The sequence below is a fragment of the Pseudarthrobacter sp. NCCP-2145 genome (assembly GCF_023708005.1).
Lineage (GTDB): Bacteria > Actinomycetota > Actinomycetes > Actinomycetales > Micrococcaceae > Arthrobacter > Arthrobacter oxydans.
In genome coordinates this window covers 189,884-211,261 of record NZ_BRCG01000004.1, presented here as the reverse complement: position 1 = coordinate 211,261, position 21,378 = coordinate 189,884, and the positions used below count along the sequence as shown (strand labels likewise).

The window sequence follows — 21,378 nt, the reverse complement described above, 5'->3', positions numbered from 1 at the left end:
GCAATGATTGCCACCAGGACACGGAACACCACTCTCGGGAGATTCGGGACAGATTCTGATAAGGAGGTGCCGGCTAGGAAAACCACGTAATCCTGTTTCTCCGGCTTATGCTTTTAGGTCTCAGTGAGGGACCGGCGACGCAGTTCCGACACTACGTCGTGCACATTCCCGTCCATGATGACCTCGCCGTGCTCCAGAAGGACGCCCCGCTCACAGACAGTGGCGACCAGGTCCAGGTCATGGCTCACCACAAACAGGGTCTTGCCCAAATCGGCCAACTCCTTGATCTTTGCGATGCACTTCCGCTGGAAGGGTTCATCGCCGACGGCAAGGATTTCATCGATCAGGAACACTTCGGGGTCTGTGTGTACAGCAATGGAGAAAGCCAGGCGGAGATACATACCGGACGAATAGAATTTCACTTCCGTGTCGATGAACTCGCCAATCTCCGAAAATTCGACGATCGAATCAAACATCTTATCGATCTGCTTCTCGGTCATTCCAAGAATGGCGCCATTGAGGTACACATTGTCGCGACCGCTGAGGTCATGATGAAAACCTGCCCCCACTTCGATCAGACCGGCAACCCGGCCCCGGGTCCGGACCGTCCCGCCGTCCGGCTGCAGAACTCCAGAAATTAGCTTCAGCAGCGTCGATTTTCCGGAGCCGTTCAGGCCCATAAGCGCCACAGTCTCGCCCTGTTTCACCTCAAGGGACACATCTTTAAGTGCCAGGAACTTTTTGGACAAGTCCCCCTTGCGGCCCTTAACGAGCCACACGAGGGCTTCCTTCAGCGACCGGGTATGGCGAAGGACAAACTGCTTCCTGAGGCCCACGCAACTGATGGCCACATCGCCGTAGGAAGTCATCTCAAAGCTCCTGTGCAAAGTGGATGGCAAGGCGGCGGAACGTCAGCTGGCCCAGGAACAGCACTGCCAGCGTCACCAGCATTGCTACGGGCAGCCAGACCGTCAGCAGATCGGGCGGCATTGTGTCCGCGACCATTTGATCCGCCTTGAGCGTCGGTTCCCAGAACGCCCAATGGAATACTTCGACGGCTACTGTCATGGGGTTGAGCTGGTAGACCCAGAACCACGGTCCCATCACACGTTCAACCATGGACCAGACGTACAGTACGGGAGAGGCCCATGTCACGACCATCACGATCATATCCACAATGTTTTCGGAGTCGCGGAAGTAGACATTGACAGCACCGAACAAAAGGCCCAGCCCGGTTGCCAGAACAGCCACCATACCGAAAATCAGGACTACGGCTGCCAGTTGCAGGATCGATGGTGTCCAGCCCACAACAAGGCACGCGCCAATCAGGACCAGCAGTTGCGGCAGGAAGTGGGCGGCCGAAACCCACACGGTGGATACCGGAAAGAGTTCCCGAGGGAGGTAAATCTTCCGAATCAGGTCACGATTATCCACAATCGAACGGGTCGCGTTTGAGAGCGACTCCGTGAAGAAGTTCACCAGGACAATGCCGGCGAACAAATAGATTGCATAATTGGGCGTGCCCCGCTGGAGGTTCAGGAAAATGCCCAGCGCAACGAAATAGATGAGGAACTGCACCAACGGCTTGACGTAAGACCATAGCAGCCCCAGCACGGAACCGCGGTAGCGCACCTTAATTTCCTTGCGTACCAGCAGCTTGAGCAGGAATCTGTCCCCGTAGACGTCGAGAAGCCCCCGTCCGCTTCCAGGCTTTACCAACTGGTCGGTTTGACCGGCCATCTAGGCGTCGTCCTTGGCATTCGCCTCAAAGGTCTTCTTCCAGGCGTCGAACGAGCTAATCTCCGGTACGGCCCGCCGATACTGGTCAGCGAGCTTGTCCCACTCCCGCAGTAGCTTGGCGTGCAGCAGTGTCGCTTCGGCGAGCATCGATTTCAACTTTTTCGGGTCCCGCTGGTACCAGGAAGCACCCGTGCCTTCGGCGTTGGACACCACGACGCTGTCGTAGTGGGCCACCCTGAACCAACGGTTATCCCGGTGGGCCAAATATCCTTGGGGGCGCTCGGCGCTCTCTGGCCCGGGGGCTTTGATCAGCTGCCGGGCAACCGTCTTAATGCCCCACGGAATGAGTTCCTTTTTGCTGGGCATTCCAACAACGGTACCCCCCATGGGTCCCCGGCCGATCTTCGGCGCAGGGAAGTCGTCCACGTCGTCCCGTAATTGGGCGTCCGGATACTCGGACTTCAACGAGTTGATCTCCGGCAGTTTCGAAGCGAGGACTTTATGAAGGCCTTCGGGCCCCTTGAAGAGGTCCCGGAGTGCTTCTATGCGCCCGTGCTCGGTGAAGTACTGCATGGAAACAAGATGCTTCACGTCCGCCTGCACTGACTCCCGCAGCACACGGCCACCCTTGGGATACGGACTATGGATCAGCGTGGTGATCAGGCGGTTCCTCGCGTGGAAGTAAGCCTGCCAGCCCACTAGGTCATCCTTATCAATCCACGAAACGTGCCAAACGGCAGCACCGGGGAGGGATACGGTGGCGAACCCAGCTTCCCTCGCGCGAAGTCCGTACTCGGCGTCGTCCCATTTAATGAAGAGGGGAAGGGAAAGACCGATCTCCTTAATTACGGTTGTTGGGATCAGACACATCCACCATCCGTTGTAGTCCACGTCGACGCGCCGGTGCAGCCACGGAGTCTGACGGAGATTGGCCACGCTGAAGTCGTGCCGAGTCTCCATATCGGCGTGCGGCAGCGCTGGAACGATCCGGAATGGATCCACAACCTCTCCGAAGGTATGCAGGACGCTGCGGTTGTAGAGGTCGAACATGTGGCCGCCGACGATGGTCGGTTTACGGCAGTGGTCGGCGAACGTAAGAAGCCGGACAATGCTCTCGGGCTCCACCACGATGTCGTCATCGAGCAAAAGTACGTAGTCGCTGCCGTTTTCTACCGACTCATACATCCCGCGGGCGAACCCGCCCGATCCCCCGAGGTTGGCCTGGTTTATCACCCGGAGCTTGCCGCCCAGTGATTCCTTCACAACCTCGAAGTGCTCCTGCTGTTCGACCTTCAACGTCCCCTGGTCCACAATCAGGATCTCCTTGACGTTGTCCAACACGTCCGGGTTCTCCGCGAGAATCCTGGCATTGTTGAGGCAAAAGTCAGGTTTGTTCATGGTGGTGATTTGCAGTGTCACCTGGCCCTTCGGCCGGGAGCCATCAGGGGCTTCCCACTGACCGTTCTCGACAACGAGATCGCCGGAGCTTGCCGCCACGTCAAACCAGTACCAGCCGCCGTCCCCGAACGGCTTCAGGGTGAGTTCGAAGACCGAGGTGGCTGAGCCGTCGACGTGTTTGCCATCGACGCGCTGCACAGAGCCGCGGGCGTTGGACTTGTAGACCGTTACGGTCCCGGTTCCTTTTGTCTGAACTACGAGGCGCACGTCGCGCACGGAGGTCCAGCGCCGCCAGTAGCTCGCGGGGAAGGCGTTGAAATAGGTGCCAAAGGAAATCTGCTCACCGGAACGGACGCGCATCGAATGACGGGACAAAAGGTCCTCGAAGTGCGCCTCGCGGCTTTCAGAACTGTACATCTGCAGCTTGTCTTCAAGCAGCTTGGGCGTACGGGCAAACTCGTCGTTTTCGCGAAGCCGGATTCCACTGGCGGATCCGGCGTCCACATAGAGGGACACAGTGTCCGGCTGGTCCGACGAGGGCAGAATGATGCGCTGAATAGGTGCCCAACGGGTGCTTTCTTCTTGCTCGCTCATGCGTCCACTCCTCCACTTTCAAGTTTGGTGCCGGCCTCGAAGTGCGGCCTGATTTTGTTATCAAACATGCTGAGTGCAGAACCGATGGCCATGTGCATGTCCAGGTACTTGTACGTCCCCAGTCGGCCGCCAAAAAGGACGTCCCTCTCACCAGCTGCGAGGTCACGGTATTTAAGTAGGCGTTCCCGGTCGGCGGAGGTGTTGACCGGGTAGTACGGCTCGTCGCCCTTTTCGGCGAAGCGCGAGAATTCGCGCATGACGACTGTCTTCTCCGTCTGGTAGTCGCGCTCCGGGTGGAAGTGGCGGGGTTCGATGATGCGTGTGTAGGGCACATCGTTGTCGTTGTAGTTCACAACCGAGGTTCCCTGGAAGTCGCCGACCTCCAGAATTTCTTGCTCAAAATCGATGGTCCGCCAGGAGAGGTCGCCTTCGGCATAGTCGAAATAGCGGTCGACCGGACCTGTGTAGACAACCGGGAGGTTCCCGACCACCTTGTTCTTACTGTATTCATGCGATTCGTCGAAGAAATCTGTATTCAGCCGCACCTCAATGTTCGGGTGCTCTGCCATCTTCTCGATCCAGGCGGTGTAGCCGTCGGTGGGCAGGCCCTCATACTTGTCGTTAAAGTACCGGTTGTCGTAGTTGTAACGGACCGGCAGCCGCGAAATGATGCCAGCGGGCAGATCCTTTGGATCGGTCTGCCACTGCTTACCGGTGTAGTGCTTGATGAATGCCTCGTACAGCGGACGGCCGATCAGCTGGATACCCTTGTCATTCAGGTTCTGGGGGTCGGTGCCGGCAAGTTCCCCCGCCTGTTCCTGAATGAGATCCCGAGCCTGGCCGGGGGTGAGGTTGGCGCGGAAGAACTGATTGATGGTCGCAAGGTTGATCGGCAGCGAATAAACCTCACCCTTATGTACGCCGTAAACCTTGTGCACATAGTTCGTGAAAGTCGTGAACCGGTTGACGTACTCCCACACGCGCTCGTTCGAGGTGTGGAACAGGTGGGCACCGTAGCGGTGTATCTCAATGCCTGTCTGCTCTTCTCTTTCGCTGTATGCATTGCCGCCGATGTGGTGGCGGCGGTCGATGACGACGACCTTCAAGCCAAGCTCGGTAGCGGCCTGTTCTGCGATTGTCAGGCCAAAAAAGCCGGACCCAACGATAACGAGGTCAGCGGTCACAAAATCTCCAGTGTCGTATGCGGGCAGCACAATGTCGTCCAAAGTCTGCTGCTCTAGCCTACCCGAGGCACAGCGGAACCCGTCGAATCGGCAGGGCACCGAGACGGACCACAGCCTCTCTGCGCGGCGCGCCAAGGGAACTTATCCACATAGGGACATCACGGAGTGACGCAGCTTCAGCACCTCTGGCTAGCGTGAGTGTAAAGGCACCAAAGGATCAGCACCTATGACGCTTCACTGCACACTGGTCCGAGGCCCGCAGTCGCCGCAGCCCGGACCGCCCTTGGAACTTACTGTCACGGCCCCGCCCGGCACGTCCGGTGAGAGGATCCACGCTGAGCTTGTGAAGACGTTCGGCGCGGGAGCCGTCTTTGTTGGCGGGGAGGACCTGTGTTCCCTGAGCCTCGGAACGGCGCCCCTGGTCCCGGGCGCCGTCCTGGTAGACGGCGGAAGCCACCCCGCTGACCGGAGATCCCGGCGACGGCCCGCCTCCGATAGCGCTGCCCCCATCGCCCTGGCCGTTCACAGCGGCGCCGGAGCAGGCACCCTAGTCCCCCTGCAGCGCGGAAGCTACACCATCGGCAGAAGCAATACGCGCATCGTGATCCCTGACCCCGAACTTTCCAGGGAACATGCCCGCCTGGTGGTAACCGAAAAAGACATCATGATCATTGATCTGGGCAGCGCCAACGGCACATACATCGACGGCGAACGGGTCCGCCATGCATTGATCTCCACGGCTTCCTCCATCCGCTGCGGCAGTTCGACGATGTCATTGGTCTTCCTGGATGCCCCGGACAAGGCACTTGCCGACGCCGGCACTTCAGTCCGGGATCCCCTCACGGTTGCGGGCCATCAGGAGTCCGCCAACCGCGGGATTCTTTGGCTTACCGCAGTGCTCCCCCTGGCCATCGGCGTCGGACTCGCAGTCCTTACGGGTATGTGGATGTTCCTGGCTTTCGCGGCGGTATCGGCAGTATCCGTGCTTGTCCCGCTGGCCTCCGGGCGCCACCAGAGGCGCGAATTCACCAAAAGGATCAGCGCCGCGGTCCTGGACGACCAGAAGCGGCGGAAGCGCGCCGGTCCGTCACTGGCGCTGCTGGTGCTTGCTGGGACCCATGCCCAGGCTCCGCCGCGGACAGGACGCGCTGAGGGCAGGGCGTGGCTGCGGCTCGGACAGGCGCCCCAAACTGCCAACCTGAAAATTGAATCAGGGACCGCCCACCACGCCATACCGTCTGTGGGGGAAGTGCCCGTGATGTTGAATCCGGCGCATAGCCACACCACCCTGCGGGGACCCCGAACCATGCTGGAGGGAATGCTGCGATCACTCGTCATGCAACTTGCCGGGTATCCAGCGGGCCGCAAAACACGCATAGTGATCTGCGGCCGCCCGGGGAGCCTTCCCCTGCCTGCCCGGTTTCTGCCGGGCGTGACTTTCGCTCCGTCCCGGCAGGCGTGCCTACGCGCGATCACCGGCGGTTTCACTCGAGACTTTGACCACGGTGTCCTCCTGCTGACTGACGCCCCAGGAAAGGATGAGGCAGGGCTTCGCGAAACGGCGGCTCGGCAGAACTGGCAAGTGCTTGAGTTTTCTCCGGCTGACAGCCCACCCGGCATCTCCGACATAGAGCTGACCGAACGGCAATCGCGCCTGCGGGAACCGGGCAGAAAGGTTACGTTCGTCCCCGACCTGGCTCCCGATGATGTGTTCAGCAGCTATTGCAGACGACTGGCGGCTTTCCCGGGCCTGCTCAACCGCACGGAAGACGCAGTTCCCTCCGCCTGCACCCTTGATGAACTGCTGCCGCTTTCCCCCGCCCACACCGCTGCCCGCTGGAACTCGCCTGCCCGCGCAGGAACTCTGGCAGTCCCCCTGGGGATGCAGGCAAAGGGGCGCCCCCTGGTCCTGGACCTTCAAACCGATGGCCCGCACCTGCTGGTGGCAGGGACAACGGGCTCCGGAAAGTCGGAGCTTCTCCGCACTCTGGTGCTGGCACTGGCCCTCACCCATCCGCCGGACCGGGTGAATTTCCTCTTTGTCGATTTCAAGGGCGGTGCCGGTCTCGGCCCCTTGGCCGGGCTGGTCCATTGCGTCGGCGTCCTGACCGATTTGTCCGCCCATGAGCTCGAACGGACGCTCACCTCACTTACGGCTGAAATCAGGCGTCGTGAGCAAATCCTCGCCGCTGCACAGGTTCCGGACCTTGCCGCCTACCGGGAAACACCAGCCTCCGGGGATCGTCCCCTTCCCCACCTGGTCATTGTCATCGACGAGTTCCGCATGCTCGTGGACGACGCCCCCGAAGCGCTCCGCGAACTGATGCGCATCGCGTCCATCGGCCGCTCGCTTGGCCTGCATCTGGTCATGGCCACCCAGCGGCCCCAGGGAGCACTGACCGCCGATATCCGGGCAAACGTTACTTCCAGCATCGCGCTCCGGGTCCAGTCCGACCTGGAGTCCCACGACATCCTCAATACCAAGGCCGCTGCCGGAATAAGCCTCAGCACGCCGGGCCGCGCTTTCCTTGCCCGAGGCACGGAGCCGCCCCAGGAGTTCCAATCTGCATCCGCCGTGCTCCCCGCACCCGACAGTGACGTGGATGAAGTCACGGTTCAGCTCACCACCGATTTCCTCTCGGCCCGCGACCACAACAACCTCGCAGGACCAGACGTCCCGGGCCGGACTCCGGCACAGGCAGCAGCCCCTCTCGTTGCGATGGTCCGGCATCTTTGGGCGTCGCAGTCAGGGCCTGCACCCCGGCGTCCGGTATCCCCTCCGCTGCCGCTCAAAGCCGCCCGGCCCGCATCAGGTCTCGCTGGGGCGCTCCCGGAACCTGGCGGGACACAAGGGCCGGCCATTGCTTTGGGCCTGCTCGATGTGCCCCACCAGCAGGCAATCAGACCGCTGGTCTGGACCCCATCCAAAGACGGGCATCTTGCTTTGATAGGAAGTCCGGTATCAGGAGCATCCGAAGCCCTCGAGCTGGCGGTCCACGGCGTGGCAGAACATGAGGAAGAAACACACTGCTATTTCCTGGACGCGGCCGCGGCCTTCAACGGGCTGGCAACGCACCCGCGGACCGGAGCCCACACAGGGCTGCATGAGCTGCGGCGCGGAGTCCGCGTCCTGGAACGGCTGGGCCGGGAAATGGCTGCCCGGCTGGGCCGGAATGACCATGGGGGCGTTCCGCTGCTTCTCGCCATCTCCGGATGGGGTTCCTGGGTCTCCGCGTTTCGGGCCGGCCCGCTGGCCTGGGCCGAGGAACTGGTGCAGGATCTTGTCCGCGACGGCGCCAGGGCGGGTATTACTGTCATCATCTCCGGAGAGCGGGAACTCGTAACCGCGAGGTTCTGCGGGTCCCTGCCCAACCGCATCTATTTCCCCTCCGGTTCAAACGAGGACAGCAGGACAGCGTGGCCAAGGATGCCGTCCACGGACGCGGTCAAGGGCAGAGGAGTAGCGTTTGGCTCCATCGCCTGCGGCACCGCGTCTGTGTGCCAGTTTTACGAGCCCGCTCCTGACTTTTCTTGGCCCCACGGCCCCGGAGAAGTCAGGAGCGGAACGCAGCAGCCCGGGAAGCGGCCCTTCCGGGTCGAGCCGCTGCCCGCCTTGGTAACAGCCGCGGAGGTCAGGGCGGCAGCGCGTCGATCGGAGGATCCCGGACCCGAAGCCGAGCCGGGACAGTCGTCATTCAGGAATACCGTCACGCATGAAGTGGGGGCCGGGACAGACGACGCCGGGCAGCCCAGGCCGGGTTTGCCGGAAGGCTTATCGATACCCGCTTCGGTTCAAGTTGCTCCCAGGCGCCGGGATGCCTGTCCTTCCATGCCGCGGAATGTGCTACTCGGCGTCGGCGGCGACGAACTGGACCCCGTCTTTGTGCACGTCCCGCCGGGGGGCATCTTTGCCGTCCTGGGAGGACCCGGGTCCGGGAAAACGAGCTTCCTGCGGGCCCTGCAAACGCTGAACGCCGGTGCGGACCGATGGATTCACCCAGGCAGGGTGAGTGACCCCGGCGAGTTATGGAAGGGAACCCTGGAGAAGGCGAAGGAGGGAACACTGCCTGGAAAAGCAGTGCTGTTGGTGGACGACATCGACCTTCTGGCTGCAGGGCCCCTGAGGGACATCTCTGACCTGCACGCGTTGGGCCATGCAGTTGTCTTCACAGCGAACTACAGTCCTTTGCTGATCCAGCGCGTCCCGCTGGCCATGGACGCGCGGGCCACCGGGACTGGACTCCTGCTGTCCCCGCGGTCAACGTCAGAGGGAGACCTCTACGGAGTCCGCTTTGAGATCGAACCTAATCCGCCCGCAGGCAGGGGTGTGCTGATTGCCCGTGGGAAGTCCTCGGCGGTTCAGGTGGCCTGGGCGGGCGTGCCGTGACGCGACGGGGATTGCGGTCACAGCGCCGGTGTGGATCCTCCGGTGCGGGAGGCGTAGCTGATCACTCTGTTGTGGAAAAGGAGCACAATCGCGGTCGCCGCAGGAAGCAGCATAGCGAGGCCAGCGAGCACGAGGCCACTGCTGAGAGCAGGGAACCCGATGGTCAAAACAAACAGCTGCGCTACGAGGGCAGCGGCCCGAGTCCAACGGTAGCCCCGGTAAAGATAGACGGCGACCGCGTACAGCCACGCCGAAAATGCCAGCAGTAACCCCAGGGTGAAAACCGCTCCCCAGAAGGACAGGACCGGGCTCCCGACGACCAACTGGTACCCATACCAGCAGGCAGCGAGCAGAAGGGCCGTCGCTTCCGCGGCAACCACCAGGGTCACGGCAATCACAGCCGGCGGCCGGGGACCCTGGGCAGCCCCATCAGATAGTTGCGGCCCCTGGCCGGGTTCCTCGGAAGAGGACGGGGGGTTCGTTGGGTTTCTCGGGGGTCTTGACACACTGGCACCCTACCGGACATAGTCGGACAGTGGTCGGGGCCATCAGCGCCAGTGTGATGTATCGCTCAGCTTTCCGCGGATATCAAGCGTTATTACCTCTTGTTTACACGTCGTTAACATGACAGGCTTGATTCAGATGACCAAGGGGGCCCTGCCGGGCCCTTTTCCTTTGTAGCCACTAGTGAATAATTTCACAAGGGCTCTTCCCAGAAATGGAGCAACTGATCAGCATGGATTGGCGTAACCGCGCAGCGTGCCTCGAAAAGGACCCTGAACTCTTCTTCCCCGTCGGGAACACGGGGCCAGCCCTTCTGCAGATCGAAGAAGCAAAAAGTGTCTGCCGGCGCTGCCCCGTTGTGGATACGTGCCTGCAGTGGGCTTTGGAGTCGGGCCAGGACGCAGGCGTCTGGGGCGGCATGAGCGAAGACGAGCGCCGGGCGCTGAAGCGCCGCGCTGCCCGCGCCCGCCGCGCCTCCTAGGCACACCTCAAGCCACAAAACAACAGCCCCGGCCGCAACCTCAATGGTTGTCGCCGGGGCTGTTGTTGTCTGGCGCAGCAGCGTGCTGTCCAGGCGGCCAACAGCTCCTGCGCCCGGCTTACTTGCCTGCCAGGCTGATCCGGATCTCCACTGCGGTGCCGCCACCTTCCCGGGGCCGCCACTGGATAGTCCCGCCAAGCTCGCTTGTCACCAGGGTCCGTACGATCTGAAGGCCAAGTCCCTCAACGTGGGGCGTATCCGGAAGGCCCACGCCGTCGTCGGCAATGGTGACGGTGAGCTCCTCACCGTCATCCCCTTCAGACCGGTCAGCAATCAGCCAAACGGTCCCGGCCCTGCCTTCAAGGCCGTGCTCCACCGCATTGGTCACGAGTTCATTGATGACCAGTGCCAGCGGGGTGGCAAGATCGCTCGGCAGCTCGCCGAAGGTGCCGGATCGTTCCGTCCGCACCTGCTGCGAGGGCGAGGCGACTTCAGCTGACAGCCGGAACTGGCGCCCGATCAGCTCGTCGAAGTCAACGCTCTGGGTGAGACCTTGGGACAGTGTCTCGTGGACGAGCGCGATGGTGGCCACCCGGCGCATGGCCTGCTCGAGCCCCTGCTTTGCTTCGTCGCTGACCATGCGCCGGGACTGCATGCGCAGCAGCGCCGCGACAGTCTGCAGGTTGTTCTTGACCCTGTGGTGGATCTCGCGGATGGTGGCGTCCTTGGTCACGAGCTCCATTTCGCGCCGGCGAAGCTCCGACACATCACGGCACAGGACCAGTGCACCGAACCGCTGCTGCTCATCCCGCAGCGGAATGGCGCGCAGGGAAAGGCTCACGCCACGGGATTCGATTTCACTGCGCCAAGGCATGCGCCCGGTAACAACCAGGGGCAACGTCTCGTCCACCATGCGGCGGTCCTTCAGCAGGCTGGCGGTCACCTCGGCCAGTGAGCGGCCCTCCAAGGACTCCCCGTCTCCGAGCCGCCTGAACGCAGAGACACCGTTGGGGCTCGCGTACTGTACGATTCCCTCCGCATCCAGCCGGATGAGCCCGTCCCCAACCCGGGGTGCACCGCGCCGGGAACCTGTGGGCGAGGCGAAGTCCGGCCACAGGCCCAGGGTGCCCATCCGGAGGAGGTCGTATGCGCACTGCCGGTAGGTCAGTTCAAGTCGCGAAGGCATCCGCGAGCTGGAGAGGTCCATGTGGGTGGTGACCACCGCCAGCGTGCGCCCGTTGCGGACCATGGGAACGGCCTCCACGCGGAGGGCCATATCGCTGCTCCAGTTGGTTTCGCTTGAGCGCTCGATGGAACGGCTGTTCCAGGCTTTGTCCACAAGGGGCTGCAGGTCCGAGCGGATGCCCTCCCCCACGAAGTCCCCGTGGAACACGGTGTGCGTGGTGGAGGGCCTCACGTGGGCGAGCGCCACGTAGCCAAGCTCAGGGTGGGGGAACCACAGGGCCAGGTCGGCGAAAGCGAGGTCCGCGACCATCTGCCAGTCCCCCACCAGGAGGTGCAGCCATTCGGCATCGCCCGGCCCAAAATCAGCGTGTTCCCTGATAGGGTCCGTAAAGATTGCCACTGCACCTCCATTTTCGACGCCGGACTTGCTAGCGTCGGACGATTGACCTCAAGAGCCTCAATGCTACCGACAGTGAAGCCATATCGTCGGCCTCAAGCGAGTTCACCTCATCGAACATGCTCTTCGCCCTGGTGAGCTGCTCGGCATTCCGGGCTTCCCAGTCCTTCAGCCGCGACTCCGGCGAGTCAGCGGCGGCAGTGGCATCCAGCACCGCCGTCGTCATGTCCGAGATGGTGGAGTACAGGTCATCCCGCAAGGCAGCCCGGGCCAGCGCCTGCCACCTGTCCTGCCGGGGCAGGCTGCTGATCCGTTCCAGCAATGAATCTGCATGGAACCGGTTGAAGACCGTGTAGTAAACGGCCGCGATCTCTTCCACCGGGTCCTTGCGCACGTGGGCGATCTTGGCGATGTCCAGCAGCACGAAGCTTTCGAAAAGCTCTGCCCAGCGCAGGGCCAGAGCTTCCGGCAGCTCCCACTCGCGTGCGTTTTCCAGCCAGCTGGCCACGCGTTCCCGGTCATCGCCGCGCAGGTAGTCCAGCAGGCGCCCGCGCATGGGTTCCATTACCGGTTTGAACTCGGACACCACGTCTGCGATGGGCCGCGACAGTGTTCCCTGTCCCAGGAGCCAGCGGACAGCCCGGTCCAGCAGCCGCCTGATGTCCAGGTGGACGGTGCTCCAATGCTCCGTGGGGAAGGACGCCGGGAGGCTGTTCAGTTCGCCCACCATGGTGTCCAGATCGTAGACCTCCCTTAAAGCAACGAACGCCTTGGCCACGGCCACTTCGCTGGCGGACGTTTCCTCCATCACCCGGAAGGCGAACGTAATGCCGCCGAGGTTGATGATGTCGTTGGCAACCACCGTGGCGATGATTTCGCGGCGGAGCGGGTGGGTGTCCAGCTCGGCATCGAAGCGTTCGCGCAGCTGCGCGGGGAAGTAGGCGCGCAGCGTCTGCCTGAACCAAGGGTCGTCGGCCAGGTCGCTTTCCCGCAGCGCTGTTGCCAGCTCGATCTTTGCGTAGGCTGCCAGCACCGAGAGTTCAGGTGACGTCAGTCCCTGCCCCTGCTGCAGCCTCTCCTGCAGGGTCGCCGTAGTGGGAAGCGCCTCAAGGTCCCTCTTCAGGTCGGCTTTCTTCTCCAGCCAGTCCATCAGCCGTTCGTAGCTGGGGCTCCACTCGGCCACCCTGGTCCGGTCATTCAGCAGCAGGATGTTCTGGTCGATGTTGTCTTCGAGAACCAGCCGGCCCACTTCGTCAGTCATCGACGCTAGGAAGCCTGCACGTTCCTCGGGCGACAGCTTCCCCGCCGCCATCATGCGGTCCACGAAAATCTTGATGTTCACTTCATGGTCGGAGCAGTCAACGCCGGCGGAATTGTCGATGGCGTCAGTGTTCAGGATGACGCCCTGCAGAGCAGCTTCAATGCGCCCACGCTGCGTCATGCCGAGGTTTCCGCCTTCGCCCACCACCTTGACGCGCAGGTCCCGGCCGTCGACGCGGATCGCGTCGTTGGCCTTATCCCCCACCATCGCGTTCGTTTCGGTGCTCGCCTTCACGTACGTACCGATGCCGCCGTTGTAAAGCAGGTCCGCGGGGGCCAGGAGGATCGCGCGGAGGAGTTCCGGCGGGCTGAGTTCGGTTGTTTCGGCCGGCAGGCCAAGCGCGGCACGGACCTGGGCTGATACCGGAATGGACTTGGCCTGACGGGCAAAGACGCCGCCGCCCTCACTGATCAGCGACTTGTTGTAGTCATCCCAAGAGGACCGGGGCAGCTCAAACAACCGCTGCCGCTCCACGAAAGAGGCTTCCTCGTCGGGGTTGGGATCGAGGAAGATGTGCCGGTGGTCGAACGCGGCGAGGAGGCGGATGTGCCGTGAGAGGAGCATGCCGTTGCCGAACACGTCGCCGGACATGTCACCCACGCCCACCACGGTGAACGGCTGGGTCTGGGTATCCAGGTCGAGCTCACTGAAGTGGCGCTTCACCGACTCCCAGGCGCCGCGGGCGGTGATGCCCATAGCCTTGTGGTCGTACCCCACGGAGCCGCCGGACGCGAACGCGTCCCCCAGCCAGAACCCGTACTCCGCAGCCAGTCCGTTGGCGATGTCCGAGAAGGTCGCGGTGCCCTTGTCCGCAGCCACCACGAGGTAGGAATCGGCGTCATCATGCCTCACAACGTCCGACGGCGGCACAAGCTTTTCGCTGTCACCCTCGGTGACCAGGTTGTCGGTGATGTCCAGCAGGCCCCTGATAAAGGTTTTGTAGCTTTCGATTCCTTCCGCCATCCACGCGGCACGGTCTGCAGTGGGGTCCGGCAGTTGCTTGGCGAAGAACCCGCCTTTGGCCCCAGTGGGCACGATGACCGCATTCTTTACCGTCTGGGCCTTCACCAGCCCGAGGATCTCGGTGCGGAAATCCTCGCGGCGGTCGGACCAGCGCAGCCCGCCGCGGGCCACCTTGCCAAAGCGGAGGTGGACACCCTCGACGCGCGGCGAGTAGACCCAGATCTCGAACATCGGGCGCGGGAACGGCAGGCCCTCGATCTGTGATGGATCGAGTTTGAAGCTCAGGTGCGTCCTGTCCTGGTAGTAATTCGTCCGCAGCGTAGCCTCGATCAGGTTCACGAACGTTCGCAGGACCCTGTCGGCGTCGAGCGTTGCCACCTTCTCGATGGAAACATCCAGATCCCTGCGGACAGAGGCCTGCGCCTCGGCCCGCTCGTCGTCGCTCAGGGACGGGTCGAAGCGCGCAGCGAAGAGGGCGTTGAGCCCCTTCGTAACCCTCGGGTTGGCCAGGAGGGTGTCTGCCATGAACCCAAACGAGTTGGTGTTGCCCATCTGGCGCATGTACCGCGCATAGGCCCGCAGCACGGTGACCTGCCTCCATTGCAGGCCTTCCCTCAGGACCAGCCGGTCGAAGCTGTCCGATTCGGATGCACCGGTGACTGCCGCGCCGAAGGAATCGGCCAGCAGTTGCCCGGTTGAGAGCGGATCCACCTTGGCCGGGTACTTCAGGCCGAGGTCATACAGGAAGAAGTCGCGGCTGTCCGCGGTCTCAATCTCGAACGGCCGCTCGTCCAGGACTTCCAGGCCAAGGTTATGGAAGTACGGGAGGATCTGGCTGAGGCTCTTGGGTTCAAGCATGTAGAGCTTGACGCGTGCGTCTTCCTCCAGCGTTGCACCCGCCCCTTCCGGAAGGTAGACGTGGACGCCGGGCTTCTCCTGCACAGTACCCTCGGACCGTTCCGCGGCGGCGCCGTACTTCTCGAAGCGCGCAATGTCTTCGAGGGCGTCCTCCACTTCGTAGTCCACGCGGTAGCTGGCCGGGAATGCCTCGGACCAGATGGCGGCAAGCTCCTTCGCCTCGGGAACGTCGCGACTCTCGCGCAGCACCTCTGCGATGCCTTCGCTCCACGAACGGGCGGCTCGGACAAGCCGCTTCTCAAGTTCCACGGTGTTCACGCCACTGAAGTCCGCATTCTTGGGCAGCCGGATGCGGAAGAACAGCCGCGCCAGCGCCGACTCCGTCATGCGGGCCTCGTAGTCGATGGAAACAGCCTGGAACGTTTCGCGGAGTTCCTGCTCGATGCGGAGCCTGACGTTGGTGGTGTACCTGTCCCTGGGGAGGTACACGACGGCGGACATGAACCTTCCGTAGATGTCCGGCCGGAGGAAGAGCCTGGTGCGGCGGCGCTCCTGCAGCTTCTGGATCCCGAGGGCCGTTGCGGCCAGGTCCTGGATCTCGATCTGGAACAGCTCATCCCGGGGGTAGGTTTCCAGGATCCCCAGCAGGTCCTTCCCCGAGTGGGAGTCCGGCGGGAAGCCGGCGCTCTTGAGCACTGCATCCACCTTTTCCCGCACGATGGGAATGTCCCGGACGGAGCCGGTGTAGGCGCTGGTGGCAAAGAGTCCAATGAAGCGGCGCTCCCCATTGACGTTGCCCTCGGCGTCGAAGCTCTTGACCCCGATGTAGTCCAGGTACGCCGAACGGTGGACGGTTGACCTGGAATTTGCCTTGGTGATGACCAGGGCGCGCTTTTCCCGCGCTTTCTTCCGGCCTGTATCCGTCAGGTGCTGGATGTGCGGCGAATCCTCAGAATCCCGAAGCAGCCCCAGGCCGCTGTTGTCACGCAGTTCCAGCACGTCTTCGCCGTCGACGTTCACCAGGTCATACTCCCGGTAGCCAAGGAACGTGAAGTTCCCGTCGTCAAGCCAACGCAGAAGGTCCTTCGCCTGCCGCAGCTCCGCGATCTGTGCAGGGTTTGCGATCTGATCCAGGCTTTCAGCAATCTGGATGGCCCTCTGACGCATCTTCGGCCAGTCCTCGACGGCAGCGCGGACATCCTTGAGGACACGTTCCAGGCCCTCAAGGAGGGCTGCCTCTGCCTCCTTGGAAACACGGTTAATCTCGACGGCGATCCAGGACTCCATATGGGAGGCATTTTCGCCCTGGGCAATCAGGTGCGAAAGGCTGGGCATGGCAGCCGTGTCACCGCTGGATATCCCGAGGTGCGCGGGGACCCTGTTGACCTTGGTAAGCTCGCCGCTTTCCCGGTTGCGCGTCGCCACGAACAGTGGGTGGATTACCAGCTTGATGGCGGCATGCTGCCGGACAAGTTCGGCGTTCACGGAATCGACCAGGAACGGCATGTCATCGGTGACAACGAAGACTACGCTGCTGTCTTCCTCGTCCATGATGGCGATTTTTGCCTCGCCCCTTTGCCGGACCGAGGCAACGTCCCGGTGATGGTCCGCCCGTGCCACCAGCACGTCCCGCGGGTAGGCCCGGGCGTCCTCTTCGGCTAGGTGCTGGTAGTAGTCCCCAATGAAACTCTCATCGCCTTCAATGGAAAGGGGCTGATCCTCCACGCTGGATCCAGACGACATCGACAAACGCCTCCATCACGAAATATTTGCTGCACCATTGCAGCTCTTATGGCGAGCCTAGTCCTTCACCCGGCGCCTTGCTGTGGAAGAGAAGACAGAGGATTTTCTCTTTTGTTGGGCGGGTGCACAAACGAGTTCCCGGATGGCGTGGCGGAGCGGGGAATCGGGGGCAGCTTCAAGCAGGAGTGAGCCTCCGAGGAGGGCCGCGTCCGCAGCGGCAGCGTCGTGGGGCAGGAACCCTTTCAGTGCGGACGCCGGGCCATAGCGTTCCCACGCGTCCCTCAACTGGCGTTCCGGCCCCCTGCCCACGGCGGAAGCACGCACCCTGTTCAGGACGACAATGGGCGAAACACCGGGAACAGCCTCTTCCAGTTCGGCGAGACCGCGCACCAGCCGTGGAACCCCGACCGGATCTGCTGCGCCGACCGCGTAAACCGTGTCGGCCAGCTCCAGGGACCGCAGCGTTGCCGCGTTCCGTCGCGGCGCCATCGTGTCGAAGCTGATCTCCTCATCCGCTTCAAGGCAAAACCCGGCATCCACCACCACCACGTCAGCTATGTCCCGTGCGCGGTCAAGGACGAGCGCGAGGGCTGAGGCGCGAAGTTCCGTCCAGCGGTCCGCGCGGGTGATGCCCGTGAGCACCCTGAAAGTACCGGACTTGGTGGCCACCGGGGCTGCAATCTTCTCCAGGGCCTGCCGATCCAGCAGGCCCTGGTCCGCGAGGCGGCAGGCCTGCGCCAGTCCAGCGGATTCATCGAGGAGCCCGAGCACGCCTGCAATGCTGGCGCCATAGCTGTCAGCGTCGACAAGAATCACTCTTTTTCCATCCGCCGCCAGCTCGCCTGCCATGTTCGCAGCCAGGGTGGTCCGGCCGGGCGCCCCAGCAGGACCCCAGACAGCAATGATCCTCCCCGGCCCGGGTTCATCCGGGCCGGGAGACGGCTCATCCGGGACCGGCTTCAGCGCTTCGCCCGGATCAGCCGGACTGCTCCTGGGGGCAGTGCGTGGTCCCGATCCCGACAGTTGGGACACGGCCTCGGCAATCCGGTCCGACAGAACAGCGGACTCCACGCCGGTCACCGCGGAAGCTACCCCTATCGCCCGCAGCCTCGCCGCTTCATCGGCGTTGTCCGTCAAGGCAACAATGGCCACTCCAACAGCTGAGAGCCGGTCCACCAGCGAGGACGTCAGCCCTTCGGACCCTTCCGCTACGACCGCCGCCCGCGCCAGCCCGCTTTGGCATGCGGCAAGAAGTTCGGGAAGTTCCGTACACCTCCTGACCACGGTGACCGGCCCGTGCAGCCGTTCCAGCCCTCCGACCAGATCTTCCCGGCTCTGGCCAACGGTGACCACCGGAATACTCATTTGGCGCCGCCGGGGTTCCAGACCACCGCGATCTTCGCCCCGTTGGCCTGGGCCCCCAGCAGCGCAGGCATGTGGCTGTCCTCCACCAGCACCATCAGGACGGTTTTCTTCGACGACCCCAGTGCCGTTGAGCCGGCCGTCACCTCCGCGATCTCTGCACCTGACAGGAGGAGCTTCGGCTCGCTAAAACCGTTGCGGGCGTCCGGCTGGGCAACCCAGACGTCCACCCTGGCTCCTGCTACTGCCTGCGCCGGGAGGGTTTCATCGATGGAGAGCGCTACCGGCTTTCGGTCGAGTTCATCCACCGCGCCAAGGCTGGCACGGGGAACCAGCTGGTCCCTTCCGATCCGCTGAACCGCCACGACGCCCTCAGGGAGCCCCGACTCCGCCGTGATGTACTGGCTCTCCGTGTCACCCAGGCGCACCTTCGCGCGTACCACATTTTCCTCGGTCAGCCGCTCCCCTACAGCGATACCGTCCCGTGCTGCGAAAACTTCCGTTGTCCGGTCCGCGCTGCCGACGAGGAAAACCACACCAGCCACGGAAACCAGGACCAGGAGGATACCCGCCAGCAGCCGGGGATCCTTCCAGGACGGCCGCTTCAGCCGTGCCGCTGTGGCAGATACTTCAGGCACCATCTCGTCTTCTCCCCCTGTAAGCCGGCCCTGCTCGCCGTGTCACCCTCATTGTTACCGGCGGGAAGCAGGAACAAAAGTCATCACTGCAAACCACGCCAAACTGTGGATAACGGCAGCACCTGCGTCCATTCGATGGCAAAATGGAAGCATGCCCAGGTTCCTTACGCTCGCAGATGTCGCCGAGCAGCTCCAGATCAATTCTCCGGCGGCGTACGCACTGGTCCGCAGTGGTGAACTGAAAGCCATCCAGGTTGGCGGAAGGGGTCAGTGGCGCGTGGAAGAGAAGATGCTCGAAAAATACATCGAGGAGCGCTACGCCGAGGCAAGCCGGATGATCCAGGAGTCGAAGTCCAAGTCCGTCTGAAGCCCGCGTTGTTTCTTCACCAGCCCAGCGGATAAGGCCACTAAAGTTCGCCGGACCGCCTGGACCTGATGGCTGCCAGGGACGCGAAGGGGATGACAGATACCTGGTTGACCTGGCTACTGCGGCGGGACTCCCCTGGAGTGTAGACGGCCAGGTCCAGGTGGTCCTTCCCTACCCTGTCAATCACGCCCGTGATTCTGCCAGGCCCTGAACCCTGCCCCCTTAGTGTTAGGGACAGTTCGGCGCGGTCCCTCGCGAGACCGCGCAAAGCGTGGGCAAGTCCAATACCCCTGCGCACCTGTGACGGCTCTGCCACCGCCATCCGGCCCAGCCCTTCGTACCACGTGACCGATGCGTACGGAATAAGAACCTGGTGCTGCTCCTCGTCCAGCACAAGGGCATCCGCGCCTGCATGGCTCAGTGTGCCCCGGAAAACTTCCCCGCAGTCGAGATGAGCGGCGAGCCGGCAGCGAAGCGAGCCCCGTAGCCTGTCCGCGAGCTCTGCAGTGACCATCTCAGCACGGGTGCGCTCATTGATTTCGGCATCAAGCGCCAACCGCTCCGACTCAGCAAATTGGCTTTCCATGTCGTTGAAAAGGGAATCCCAGCGCATTGCGCCAGACTAGGGCGCCGCACGAGAGCGGTCAACCCGAAGAAACATCTCTCCAGCGTATGGACAAATCTCGAACATCGACCGCAAACTGGGTTTATGCAAACCAAACTGCATCAAACTACATCAAGCGAGGCGAATAGTGCCGAGGCAGGGGCTGCCGGACGGCCCGCTGACCTCCTGACAGCGCTGGGTGTGCTGCTCCTGGGCCTTCTTCTTTGCTGCATCGGGTCAGGCCTCCTAAGGCAGCTGGGGGACGCTTCCGCCCGGAAACAGGAAGCGGGAGTCGAGGAACTCCTCGGGGTAGCCGCAGCTGCTGCCGGCGCAGGCATTATGGCGTGGTGGATCCTGTCACTGGCAGCTGCTGCCGTCACGGCCATTCTGGAGCGGAAGGGCCGTCCCCGCGCCGCAGCAGCCACCCGCAGGCTTTCGCCCGCGTTCATGCAGAGGCTGGTCCTGGGCGCACTGTCCGTCCACCTTCTGGCGGGACCGGCAGCCCATGCCGCAGTCACCGGCCCGGGGCCTGAATGGGCTCCGACGCTAAGACAATCCGCCTCGGCTCCTGCCGTCGCTGCCACCGAAGGACCCACAGGAGGGGAAACGGGCACACCCGGCGCAGCCCCTACTCAGGGCCATACCCCGCGGACCAGCGGTGTGCCGCTGACCACCGCACCGGAAAAGGCCGCTGAACCGGAGCCGTCCACCGCACCGGAACAGGCCCCTCTACCGGAACCGGCTGGAGCGCCGGCAGCAACTCCCCCGTCAACCTTCCACCCCGGCTGGCAGCCTGCCACACCTGTCACAGACCCGGGAATGCTCGCGGCTCCGGCCCACCGTGCCGCTGAAGGGGATGCAGGCCACCGGGACGAGGCTGTCACCGTCCACGCCGGAGACACCCTGTGGGACATAGCGGCCCGTCATTTGGGACCCGGCGTTTCGGACGTGGCCATCGCACGTCAATGGCCCCGCTGGTACGAGGCCAACCGGGGAGTCATCGGACAGGATCCCGATGTGCTGCTTCCGGGGCAAATTCTTCAGCCGCCGCCGGCTTAACGCCACTAGCCCAGCCCGGACCAGATGCCAACACAGTAAGGGGAAGACCAATGACTGCAGCAACACCACTACATGCCGTTCGGGACAGGACTGCTTCCGGAGCAGCAGAGCCGGACCAGCCATCCCACGCGCAGTCTGCAACTGCGCCAGCGGTGCCTTTCCGCGACGGAGGTCCGGCACCTTTGCGCCCGGTCGACCCCCTGGCGGAAGTCCGCGCGATTACCCGCGGCACAGTACAGGCGGCAATGGAAGTCCTCGCCGGCATCAGGCCGATCCATCAGCTCGCACGACGACTTGACCCCCGCTGCCTTGCCGCACTGCAGCACCGGGCGGCATTGATTAGGCGGGAAATTACCCGGACCGGCAATCCGGCACTCGCCCGGCTTCACCGCAACTCCACGGTCCGCTCCGTCCGCGTCTGCGAAGTCCGCGATGGCGTCTACGAAGGCAGCGCGGTGGTGGTGGACGACGTGCGCGCACGTGCGGTAGCCGTCCGGCTGGAGCGGAGCAAACAGGTGTGGCGGGTGACCGAACTTGTCATCGGCTGACACGAAACAGAGGGCAGGGCCGGGAACACTGTTCCCGGCCCTGCC

General features: G+C 63.1%; 15 protein-coding genes. 5 read left to right on the top strand and 10 right to left on the bottom strand.

Annotated features, from left to right (window positions below):
* Positions 1 to 113: 113 nt before the first annotated feature.
* From NFU08_RS05215 to glf, 4 genes are read right to left on the bottom strand one after another with little or no spacing between them, the layout of a single operon-like run.
* The gene (locus NFU08_RS05215; RefSeq protein WP_251421156.1) at positions 114 to 869 is read right to left on the bottom strand and encodes an ABC transporter ATP-binding protein; all 756 of its coding nucleotides are present in this window, start codon (positions 867 to 869) and stop codon (positions 114 to 116) included.
* Between the two features lies 1 nt (position 870).
* Positions 871 to 1,740 carry an ABC transporter permease gene (locus NFU08_RS05210; RefSeq protein WP_251421155.1) on the bottom strand — a complete coding sequence of 290 codons (870 nt, stop codon included), beginning with the start codon at positions 1,738 to 1,740 and terminating at the stop codon, positions 871 to 873.
* Positions 1,741 to 3,732, bottom strand: a complete 1,992-nt coding sequence (locus NFU08_RS05205) for a glycosyltransferase (RefSeq protein ID WP_251421154.1) — start codon at positions 3,730 to 3,732, stop codon at positions 1,741 to 1,743.
* Positions 3,729 to 4,916, bottom strand: coding sequence for a UDP-galactopyranose mutase (glf, locus tag NFU08_RS05200; protein ID WP_251421240.1), 1,188 nt, complete (start codon positions 4,914 to 4,916; stop codon positions 3,729 to 3,731). The genes NFU08_RS05205 and glf overlap by 4 nt, the downstream gene beginning before the upstream one ends.
* 283 nt (positions 4,917 to 5,199) lie before the next feature.
* On the opposite strand from glf, the gene NFU08_RS05195 reads away from it, so the two are divergent.
* A complete protein-coding gene (locus NFU08_RS05195; RefSeq protein ID WP_251421153.1) occupies positions 5,200 to 9,303 on the top strand; it encodes a helicase HerA-like domain-containing protein in 4,104 nt (1,367 codons plus the stop codon).
* 17 nt (positions 9,304 to 9,320) lie between these two features.
* Here the strand turns inward: NFU08_RS05195 and NFU08_RS05190 are convergent, their stop codons facing one another.
* A complete protein-coding gene (locus NFU08_RS05190) occupies positions 9,321 to 9,809 on the bottom strand; it encodes a hypothetical protein (RefSeq protein WP_397425223.1) in 489 nt (162 codons plus the stop codon).
* A gap of 230 nt (positions 9,810 to 10,039) precedes the next feature.
* Here NFU08_RS05190 and NFU08_RS05185 point away from each other — a divergent pair, with 230 nt between their 5' ends.
* On the top strand, positions 10,040 to 10,288 hold the full coding sequence (locus NFU08_RS05185; protein ID WP_015937605.1) for a WhiB family transcriptional regulator: 249 nt from the start codon (positions 10,040 to 10,042) through the stop codon (positions 10,286 to 10,288).
* A gap of 118 nt (positions 10,289 to 10,406) precedes the next feature.
* Here NFU08_RS05185 and NFU08_RS05180 read toward each other — a convergent pair whose 3' ends face one another.
* The 4 genes from NFU08_RS05180 to NFU08_RS05165 are packed head-to-tail and all read right to left on the bottom strand — an operon-like array spanning position 10,407 to position 18,758.
* Positions 10,407 to 11,873 (bottom strand): sensor histidine kinase, encoded by a 1,467-nt coding sequence (locus NFU08_RS05180; protein ID WP_104184989.1) that lies wholly within the window; start codon positions 11,871 to 11,873, stop codon positions 10,407 to 10,409.
* Between the two features lie 28 nt (positions 11,874 to 11,901).
* Positions 11,902 to 16,755, bottom strand: a complete 4,854-nt coding sequence (locus tag NFU08_RS05175; RefSeq protein WP_251421151.1) for an NAD-glutamate dehydrogenase — start codon at positions 16,753 to 16,755, stop codon at positions 11,902 to 11,904.
* Positions 16,756 to 16,812: 57 nt separating this feature from the next.
* Complete coding sequence (locus tag NFU08_RS05170; protein ID WP_251421150.1) at positions 16,813 to 18,120, bottom strand: P-loop NTPase; 1,308 nt, start codon at positions 18,118 to 18,120, stop codon at positions 16,813 to 16,815.
* Entirely contained in the window at positions 18,117 to 18,758 is a 642-nt protein-coding gene (locus NFU08_RS05165; protein WP_251421149.1) for a hypothetical protein, read from the bottom strand. The genes NFU08_RS05170 and NFU08_RS05165 overlap by 4 nt, the downstream gene beginning before the upstream one ends.
* A gap of 148 nt (positions 18,759 to 18,906) precedes the next feature.
* On the opposite strand from NFU08_RS05165, the gene NFU08_RS05160 reads away from it, so the two are divergent.
* Positions 18,907 to 19,122 (top strand): helix-turn-helix domain-containing protein, encoded by a 216-nt coding sequence (locus tag NFU08_RS05160; RefSeq protein ID WP_251421148.1) that lies wholly within the window; start codon positions 18,907 to 18,909, stop codon positions 19,120 to 19,122.
* Between the two features lie 40 nt (positions 19,123 to 19,162).
* Here NFU08_RS05160 and NFU08_RS05155 read toward each other — a convergent pair whose 3' ends face one another.
* Positions 19,163 to 19,735 (bottom strand): hypothetical protein, encoded by a 573-nt coding sequence (locus NFU08_RS05155; RefSeq protein ID WP_251421147.1) that lies wholly within the window; start codon positions 19,733 to 19,735, stop codon positions 19,163 to 19,165.
* Between the two features lie 96 nt (positions 19,736 to 19,831).
* On the opposite strand from NFU08_RS05155, the gene NFU08_RS05150 reads away from it, so the two are divergent.
* A complete protein-coding gene (locus NFU08_RS05150) occupies positions 19,832 to 20,785 on the top strand; it encodes a LysM peptidoglycan-binding domain-containing protein (RefSeq protein ID WP_251421146.1) in 954 nt (317 codons plus the stop codon).
* Between the two features lie 50 nt (positions 20,786 to 20,835).
* A complete protein-coding gene (locus NFU08_RS05145; protein ID WP_174180446.1) occupies positions 20,836 to 21,333 on the top strand; it encodes an Rv3235 family protein in 498 nt (165 codons plus the stop codon).
* Positions 21,334 to 21,378 lie beyond the last annotated feature (45 nt).